This is a genomic window from Streptomyces sp. NPDC101152 (genome assembly GCF_044768275.1).
Lineage (GTDB): Bacteria > Actinomycetota > Actinomycetes > Streptomycetales > Streptomycetaceae > Streptomyces.
In genome coordinates, this window is record NZ_JBIWPO010000047.1 from 52005 (window position 1) to 60494 (window position 8490).

The following is an 8490-nucleotide window of genomic DNA, read 5'->3' on the forward strand; positions in this document are numbered from 1 at the left end:
GTGCGGTCGCCTCCGTTCAGTCTCGTACGGCAGTGACGGCGACGCGGTGCAGCAGGTGCGCGGTGGGCATGCGCCTACGTGCCTCGCCCTGCAGTCCGGCGAGTGCCGAGCCGGGCTCGGCGTCCAGGGTCAGCGCGGTGCGGTAGATCCCCTGGTAGACGTCGTCCCAGGCCGGGGTGGTGGCGCAGTGCACGTCGGTGAAGCCCGCCGTGTGTAGCACACGGATCCAGTCGGTGTGCCGATGGCGTGGTGGCAGGCGCTCGTCGCCGGGGGTGTGCGGGTGCCAGCCGGTGAGCACCAGGCGGCCGCCGGGCTTGAGGATGCGCAGGGCCTGGCGGGCGGCGGCGACGCGGTCGGGGGCGTACTGCAGGGCGTCCAACGACAGGGCCCGGTCAACGCATTGGCCGGTCAGGGGGAGGCGAGCGAGGTCGGCCACGGCGAAGGCCGCATCGGCCGCGAACGGCATAGCCCGGTGGCGGGCCTGGGCGATCGCGACCGGGGAGAAGTCGATGCCAACCAGGGCCGCGTGCGCGCGGCCGGCGAGCCACAGGCCGGGACCGCCACGGCCGCAGCCCAGATCGGCCAGGATCTGTCGGGAGCGCAGGTCGAGTTGGCGGGCGAGGTGGTGGAGCAGGTCGGCGCAGAGGAAGGAGAACAGGTCGAGATCCGGCGGAAGGTCCGGGTCGACCAGGCGCGCGATTGCGCTGAAGGCGCTGTCCTGCCCCTCGGTCGCGAAGAGGCGGTCGAACTCCGACGCACTGGTGGTCTGGTGGCCCGCGGTGTCGACCGCGCGGCCGCCGGGTGGTGTGCTCATGTCCTGCTCCCCGAGGCAACCGTGACGGTGATCTGGCGCAGGATTCGATCGGCCTGCTCGTCGACCATGCGCGGATCGTGGCCGGTGACGATGACGTGGCCGAGGCGGCCGCGGTTGGACGTCGCCGGGCCTACGTCCGATCCCTTGGCCGCGCGCACGCGTACGGCGGGGATGGTGCGGGTCACCTCCGGCAGGCCGGTGACGGTGACCAGCTGTCCCTCTTGATCTGTGGTCAGGAACCGTACGGTGGCGTAACCGCCGCCGGGGGCCGGTGTGATGGTGACCCGCCTGCCGAGGGCGATGTCCCACAGGGTGCGCCACGGGTCGATGCCGAGCGCGTGCTGGATGAGGACGCCGATGTGCCCGGCGCCGAGACGGGCACCGATCTCCAGGACGGTGCACCGGCCGTCGGGCCTGAGGAGGAGTTCGGTGTGGGTGGCGCCGTTGCGTACGCCGACCGCGGCGATCGCCCGTCCGGCCTGCTCGAGCAGGGCCCGCTCGGCGGCCGCGGGGAGGCGAGCGGGCAGCGCGTGGCCGAGTTCGACGCGGTGGCTTCCGTCGGTGGTGTGCTTGCGGGTGATGCACAGATGGGTGGCGACGTCGTGCTGGGTGACGGATTCCACGCTGAACTCGCGTCCCTGGACGCGTTCTTGGACCAGGACACGCTCATCGCGCGGCATGCCGTACATCACCCTGGCCGCGCGGGCGGCATGCCATGCCGGCTCCAGACCTTCGGGACTGGCGACCACGGTGACGCCTGCCGATCCGGCGCCGTCGGCCGGTTTGACGACACATGGGAAGCCGACCGCCCCGGCCTCGTGCAGGTCCCGCAGCTCCCGCAGGTCCGCGACGACCGTGGTGGAGGGCACGGTGACGTGGCCGGCCTCGAGCGCGGTCGCCATGAGGGCCTTGTTGCGGGCGGCGACGGCGCGTTCGGGATCGTTGCCCGGCAGGCTGAGGGCCGCGCATGAGCAGGCGGCGACTTCGGTGAGGTACTCGTTGACGGTGAGGAGGGCCTTCACGCCGATCCGGCGCCCGTAGCCGGTGATGTCCGCGACGGCTTGGCCGGGCTGGGCGAAGTCGGTGACGAGGCAGCCCGCGAGGAGCTGGCGCAGCTCGCCGGAGTAGGTGGCGAGGGTGGCGGCGTCGGTGACGGCGTGCACGGGATGGCCGGAGGCGACCGCGGTCCGGGCGAGCGCCTCGGACTCGGGGCCGGCCGCCTCCAGCAGCAGGACCGGAACGCTCACCGGTAGTCCACCAGGCCTCCCGCGCGATGCGTGTCGAGGGTGAAGCAATGCGCCCCGCCACCGAAGAGCCTGCGGTGCCGGTGCTGGAGGGGGATCACGGTGAAGCCTTCGTTCTCCAGAGTCTTGATCAGGCCGGGGCAGTCGGCGTTGACCAGTACCCGCTCCTCGTCCAGGGACAGGACGTTGATGTCTATGTACGGGCTGGTCAGCAGTAGCTCGGCGTCCGTATAGACGGGGAACTGGCCGGCCTCCGGTTCGGGCGGCACGATGAACTTCCAGCTGCGGAAGGGCGCGGGAAGCAGGTCACGCAAACCGGCGTGCCGGGCCAGGAACACCCCGGGGCGCAGGGCCAGGAGCATGGAGTCGATGTGGTTGTCGGCCATCCGGTACACGGTGTGCACGCGGGAGCGGTCCTCCAGGTGCCGCTTCAGCCAGTCGACGGCGAGCCGGTGGTTGTCCTGCGCGATGTTGACGATCAGGTCCTGGCCCAGGCGCAGCACCTGCGCGCCGTCGAGCATCATCTCCACGCCCACGTCGTACGGGCTGAGCTGTGGGTCGTTGATCGGCTCGGTCGGTCCGCCCAGGGTGGTGGCTGCGGACTGGGCGTAGCTGAGGTCGAAGGAGCGGTCGGTCAGGGTGGGGCGGGGCATGGTGGTCCAGCGGGCGCCGGTGTCGAAGTAGGAGCGGAAGACCTTGCTGAGGAGCCTGGTTTCCAGGTAGCGGGAGCGGATGGCCGGGGGCGTCTCGATGATCTCGTCGCCGAGGACGAGGGTGTTGTCGCGCACGTTGAGGGCGGGGGTGGGGGCGGCCTGCCAGCCCAGTCCGGCGATCGGCAGTGCGTCTTCGGGCAGCGGCAGCGGCCGGTGCACGGTGATGCCGAGCGAGGTGAGCGTGGCGGCGAGGTTCTCGACGTCCTCGTGGAGTTCCTCCGTGTACTGCTTTCCGATCTTCCAGGTCTGGGCCTGTTCGCCGGCGTGGGCGGCCAGGCGCGGATAGGCCCAGTCGGAGCGGTAGCCGCCGATGGACTCGTGGAAGAACAACTCGAACGTGAGGTCCCGGTCGTGCCCCACGTAGTTCTCCGCGGACCCCACGATGATCTCGCTCAGCGGGGTGAAGTCGTCGTAGCTGTTCAGCATGTGCTGCGTCCTCGATTCGTCGTGTCAGGTGCGTTGGCCGGGCTGCTGTCGGCGGCCGGGAGGAAGATCTGCTGGCTGGTCACGGCACGGCCGTGGCGGGCGTGGAGCATGAGGTCATTGCCGAGTTGGAGGGTGCGTTGCTCGCTCCAGCCGGCGTAGCGGTACTCGCCGTCGATGACGTGCTCCAGGGCGAAGCTGCGCTCGGCAGCAGTGAGGACCAGATCGCCGTCGCGCCCGGTGAGCCGGACCGGCACGAGGGAGCCTTCCAGTGGGGTGTCCTGGCTGAAGTCGGTGAACCCGGACGGCAGGTTCACGATGCGCGGCAGCGGCGGGCCCGGCCGCAGGGCTGGGGCGGGCAGCCGGTTGAAGAGGATGTCGGCGTCGTTGAGCGACTCCTGCCACTCTGAGGGAAACAGGGCGGCGAGGTCCCGGGTGATCAGCGCGTCGATGACCGCGTGGACGCGCCGTACGGGCCCGGTGTTGCGCACCAGGTGCTCGCGGGAGAAGTCGCCGTACCAGAACGTTCCGGGCTGCCAGCGGTGTTCGGTGCCGTCCAGGATGAGGACCGCGTCGGGGTGGGTGACGATCGGGATGTGCAGGCGCACCATGCCTCGTTCAAGCGCGTACTTGGGGTCGCGGTGAGGCTGGCAGGCGGCGCCCGGGCCGAGGGCGAGCAGCCGTACGGCGCTCAGCGCGGCCGGGATCTCGGCGAGGATGTCGCGCAGGTAGGGCATCTGGTCGAGCCAGTGGGTGGCGGCGTAGTGGTCAGGGCCGGGGCCGCCCGGGTCGGTGCGGGTCGGGTCGCCGCCGGGACTGCGCAGCGGCAGCACGCGCCAGTCGGTCGCCGTGTCCGGGCCAATCCGGCCAGCGGCGTAGTGGGTGCGCTGGTGCTGCCACGGATGGCTGGTGACCGCGGCAAGTTCGTGCGCGAGCCGGCCCGCGTCGAAGGCCGGGGTGAGGCGGGCCGCCGGCGCCGGTCGGGCGGGGGGCGTGGTGGTGGTCATCCGACGAGTGCCTTCCTGGAGTCACGCTGCCGCGCGCTGACGGTGGTGAACCGGCCCTCGAGGGCGTGCCAGATCGCGTCGCGCTCGGCCGGGCTGGCGTGGACGGTGGAGAACGTGAACTGCGCGCCGAGGGAGGGATGATCGACGATGGGCATCGACACGATCACGCCGCTGCGGGTAGCGGGGTCGTAGCCGAGCCCGAGCTCGGCGAGCGCACGGTGGAAGGTCACGCCGCCGGGCACGGTCCACTGCGGCGGGATGTGGGATTCGGTGACGGTGCGTTCGGGGGCCTCGTTCGCGTGCACGATGTGGTGGGCGAAGACCTCGTAGATGTGCCACGAGCCGGAGATTTGGGCGTTGACCTCGGTGAACAGCAGTCCCCCGCCGGGTTTCACGATCGCGTCGGTGCTGATGCGGCCGCGGTAGCCGACGGCCCGGTAGGTATCGGCGAGGCGGGCGGAGCCGCCCAGCAGCTGCTCTTCGACGGCCGCGGGCAGGTCGCGCAGGGGGACGCTTTCGTGGCTGAGTCGCCGGTCGGTGTAGCGCAGTTCGCCGCGCTCGGTGGGCCGGGCGCCGGTCTCGGTGAGGTGCTGCTCGCAGTAGACCGTGACGGCGCCCGGGACGAACTCCTCCAGGACGACGGGGAACCGGCCGTCGGCGGAGGCCCACGTCCAGCGATCGCGCCAGTACGCGGCGGCCGCCGCGCGAAGGTCCGTGCGACCCAGGTGGTGGAGGTGACGGGCGCCCGCGTGGCCGGTGGCCAGGCTGAGGTCGGTGACGAGCAGCTCGTTGCCCACCCCGGCCCCGTTATGCGCCTGCTTCACGACCACTGCCCCACTGCCCTCAAGCAGGGTCAGGGTGGCCGCGGCTGCCTCGCCCGGGTCACGGACGACGGTGCCGGCCGCCACCGGCACTCCCGCCGCGGCCGCGAGCGCCCGGAAGGCGGCCTTGTTGTTGACGAGTTCGCCGCCGCCTTGGGCGAGGAAGTCGCAGCCGGGCAGTTTCTCGGACAGGCCGAGCGCCGTGGCGAAGCGGGCGACGGAGGACGACGGCCACAGCGCCCAGATCTCCCCCACCGCGCCCACCCCGCCGTGCTCAGTGAGGTACGCGCGCACCTGATCGAGGGTGTCGGGGTGGGTGAGCATCTGCGGGTCGAGCATCCGTCCGTCGTACGCACCGGCCGGCGCCACAACCAGGTGCAGCCGGTCCGGGTCGGTGCCGGTCAGCGCGGTCGCATAACGCAGGAAGTCGGGGTCCGGCGGCGCGCACAGGACGACCAGGTCGCCGTCGCGGGCGCCCCACAGGGCGCGCTGCGTCCACGCCCGCAGGTCATGGCGGTCGCGGATGGCGGGGTCGATGTGGTTGGCGATGATGATCCTCAACACGTGCTCCAGGTCGCGAAGTTGACGATGCGGGTCAGGGCTGGAGGGTGACGGGCAGCTGGTCGAAGGCGCGCATGGTGGCGGTATTCCGGCGCCGCGCGACTCCGGCCGCCTGCAGGAGGCCCGGGTGATCGGCGAGGGCGTCGACGAGCGCGGCCAGGACGCGCTGGGCGAGGGTCGTGCCGAGGCAGGCGTGGGTGCCCCATCCGTATCCGAGGTGCCGGTTCGGCGAGCGGTCCAGCACCAGCCGGTCCGGGTGCTCGAAGTGCGCGGGGTCGCGGTTGGCGGCCTGGAACAGCACCGTCACCTTCTCGCCGCGGTGCACCGTCCTGCCGCCGAGCAGGACATCGGCGGCGGCGAGGCGGGTGGTGCCCTGGACGGGGCCGTCGTAGCGAACCAGTTCGTCGACGCCCGTGGCCCGCAGTTGCGGCGCCTCGCGCAGTGCGCGTTGGACCTGCGAGTTGCAGACCAGCGTGTCGATGGCGTTGCCGATCGCCGCGGCCAAGGTGCTGTATCCGCCCTGGAACATCACGCGGGCCGTGTGCACGACATACCGCGCGAGCTCAGGGCCGGCGCCAGCCGTACGGGCGCGGACGTGGCCGAGCAGCCCGGCCCGGCTGCCGGTCGCGGTGAACCAGGAGGCCACCAGTTCGCTCAGTTCCTCCCGCGCGAGACGGCCGGGCTCGACCAGATCGGGGTTGAGCCCGCCGTCCATGCTCCGCATGATCGTGTCGGACACCTCCACCCATGCGGACAAGGGCGGCGGGCTGACCCCGAGCAGGTCGGCGATGGCGTTCAGGGCGACGGGCTGGGCGAGTTCACGCATCACGTCCCACGCCGGCCGCGGGGCAAGGGCCTCCAGCCGGCCCGCGATATCGCATCGGGCCCGTTCCTGCAGCGCGGGCAGGTCCTGCGCGTGCAGCGAGGTCATGAAGGCCGACCGCACGGCGGCCTGATGGGGCGGGTCGAGGACCTGCACGCTCAGCGAGGCCTCCGGCACCGTCCGGCCCAGCCGCCTGGGGTCACGGGCGAAGGACTTGTGGTCCCGCAGCACGCGTACGCAGTCCTCGTAGCCGGTGGCCAGCCAGCACTCCATGGTGTCGTGCCACACCAGCGGCGCGTGCGCGCGCAAGGCCGCGAGCACGGGATACGGGTCGGCGAGCGTGGCTTCGTCCAGCGGGTCGTACCGCACCGGGCAGGTGGGCGTCACGGCCACGGTGGTTCTCCTTCACACGGTAGAGAGGACGGACCGGTGCCGGCCGCCGACGAGACGCCAGCGGCCGGGACCCGAACGGATTGCGGAGCACGATGCGCATCAGTGGTCGTACGTCATGGCGGACCCCCCTTTCGGTCTTGGGCGGGACAGCCGCCGTGTGCTGCGACATCATGAGAATGGGCTCAACTGTTCGAGTTCGTCGACCAGTTGAGGGGGGTCCCGTGGGGGTCCCGCCTTCGTGAAGGAGTCACCAGTCCTGTTCGCTGAGTGATTGGATGGAGACGTGGAAGAGACCACCGGTCACCCGTTGGTTGTGGCACGTCATGCGGCCGGCAAGACGATGGAGGAACTCGTCTCCGGTATCCATGCCGCCGCCGCGCGGCGGCATCTGCGCTCAGGGATCGACGAAGCACGGGTACGCAAATGGCAGCGCGGCGTCCGACCCAGCGATGAATCCCAGATCTACATCGCCGAAGCACTTGGCTGGCCTGCGGACGTCGTCCGCGCCGGCGACTGGCCGAACTGGCTGCCCCTCACCGCCAACGGGGTGGTCCCCCTCGGCCCCCACAGCTTTGTGCCCGCCCTGAGAGAGGCCCAGCGAACAGCGATGGAACGCCGCACCTTCCTGACCATCTCCGGTACCGCCCTGTCCGCCCTGGCCGCGGACTGGGCCAGCAGCCCTGCAGGCGCGCTCGCCCAAGCCCACGACGGCAAACCCATCAGCGAAGACCTCGTCGCCTTCCTGGAAGACTCCACCCAGCACCTGGCCGGCCTGTCCACCGAGCAGCGACAGCACACCCCCGCGCTCCTGGACGCCCACCTCGCCACGGTGACCGAACTCCTCGAAACCGGCCGCTACACGCCCGCCCTCGGGCTGCGCCTGCACACCCTGGCGGCCTCCCTCTCCCAGACCGTCGCCTGGCACGCCTTCGACCTCCGCCGCCACACCCACGCGAGCCAGAGCTGGATCGCGGGCCTGCACAACGCCCATGCGGCCGGGGACCGCGACATGGGCGCCGGGCTCTTGGGCGACCTCGCCTACCAGGCCGCCTGGCGCCGCGATCACACGACCGCAGCCAGCATCCTCAACTACGCCCTGACCCGCGTTCAGAATCCCGCCGCCCGCTGCCTGCTCCACTTGCGCCTGGCCCGCACCCTCGCTGCACGCGGCGACCGTAGTGAACGCGGCGCCGTACTACGAGCCCTCACCGCTGCCGAGCACCACCTCAACGACGCCGGTGCCGACCGGCCCGCCTGGTGCGCCTGGGTATCCGAGGCCGACCTCGCCGTCGACTCCGGACAAGCCCTCCTCGACCTCGGTGACACCAGCCGCGCCCACAAGCTCATCAGCGAGGGCGAACGCCTGCTGCCGCCCGCTCGGGACAAGACGAAGGGCGTCTTCCTCGCCTACCGCGCCGCGAGCTACCTCGATCTGGAGGAACCCGAACCCGCCGCGGCCGCCGCGACCCAGTCCCTGCTCCTGGCCCGCCGTATCGGAGCGCCCCGCTGCGCCCGCCTCGTCGACGACCTGCTCCCCCGCTTCAAGCCCTACGCCCGCGCGCAAGGCGTACCGGAGCTCCTTCACCTAGCCGCCGCCTAGTGCTCTGACCGGGAAGGTTTACCGGGTTAGCGGGGGTCACTCCTGCTCGGAGGCAGCTGCGAGGTGGCGGCGGCAGAGGTCGGCAGCCGTG

At 71.5% G+C, this 8490-nt stretch carries 7 protein-coding genes; 1 reads left to right on the forward strand and 6 read right to left on the reverse strand.

The window, feature by feature from the left end:
- Positions 1-16 precede the first annotated feature (16 nt).
- The 6 genes from ACIRVK_RS36780 to ACIRVK_RS36805 are packed head-to-tail and all read right to left on the reverse strand — an operon-like array spanning position 17 to position 6799.
- Positions 17-814, reverse strand: a complete 798-nt coding sequence (locus ACIRVK_RS36780) for a class I SAM-dependent methyltransferase (RefSeq protein WP_404254973.1) — start codon at positions 812-814, stop codon at positions 17-19.
- A complete protein-coding gene (locus ACIRVK_RS36785; RefSeq protein ID WP_404254975.1) occupies positions 811-2061 on the reverse strand; it encodes an ATP-grasp domain-containing protein in 1251 nt (416 codons plus the stop codon). The genes ACIRVK_RS36780 and ACIRVK_RS36785 overlap by 4 nt, the downstream gene beginning before the upstream one ends.
- Positions 2058-3197 (reverse strand): glycine amidinotransferase, encoded by a 1140-nt coding sequence (locus ACIRVK_RS36790; protein ID WP_404254977.1) that lies wholly within the window; start codon positions 3195-3197, stop codon positions 2058-2060. The genes ACIRVK_RS36785 and ACIRVK_RS36790 overlap by 4 nt, the downstream gene beginning before the upstream one ends.
- Positions 3191-4201, reverse strand: coding sequence for an aspartyl/asparaginyl beta-hydroxylase domain-containing protein (locus ACIRVK_RS36795; RefSeq protein WP_404254979.1), 1011 nt, complete (start codon positions 4199-4201; stop codon positions 3191-3193). Before ACIRVK_RS36795 ends, ACIRVK_RS36790 begins: the two co-directional genes overlap by 7 nt.
- Positions 4198-5583, reverse strand: a complete 1386-nt coding sequence (locus ACIRVK_RS36800; RefSeq protein ID WP_404254981.1) for a hypothetical protein — start codon at positions 5581-5583, stop codon at positions 4198-4200. The genes ACIRVK_RS36795 and ACIRVK_RS36800 overlap by 4 nt, the downstream gene beginning before the upstream one ends.
- A 34-nt stretch (positions 5584-5617) precedes the next feature.
- Positions 5618-6799 (reverse strand): cytochrome P450, encoded by a 1182-nt coding sequence (locus ACIRVK_RS36805; protein ID WP_404254983.1) that lies wholly within the window; start codon positions 6797-6799, stop codon positions 5618-5620.
- A gap of 283 nt (positions 6800-7082) precedes the next feature.
- Between ACIRVK_RS36805 and ACIRVK_RS36810 the strand changes: the two genes are divergently transcribed.
- Positions 7083-8399, forward strand: coding sequence for an XRE family transcriptional regulator (locus ACIRVK_RS36810; RefSeq protein WP_404254985.1), 1317 nt, complete (start codon positions 7083-7085; stop codon positions 8397-8399).
- The last annotated feature ends 91 nt before the right edge of the window (positions 8400-8490 follow it).

Bases quoted from the DNA above. Each gene is read 5' to 3' on its own strand.
- ACIRVK_RS36780 (WP_404254973.1), bottom strand. From the start codon at position 814: ATGAGCACACCACCCGGCGGCCGCGCGGTCGACACCGCGGGCCACCAG.
- ACIRVK_RS36790 (WP_404254977.1), bottom strand. From the start codon at position 3,197: ATGCTGAACAGCTACGACGACTTCACCCCGCTGAGCGAGATCATCGTG.
- ACIRVK_RS36795 (WP_404254979.1), bottom strand. From the start codon at position 4,201: ATGACCACCACCACGCCCCCCGCCCGACCGGCGCCGGCGGCCCGCCTC.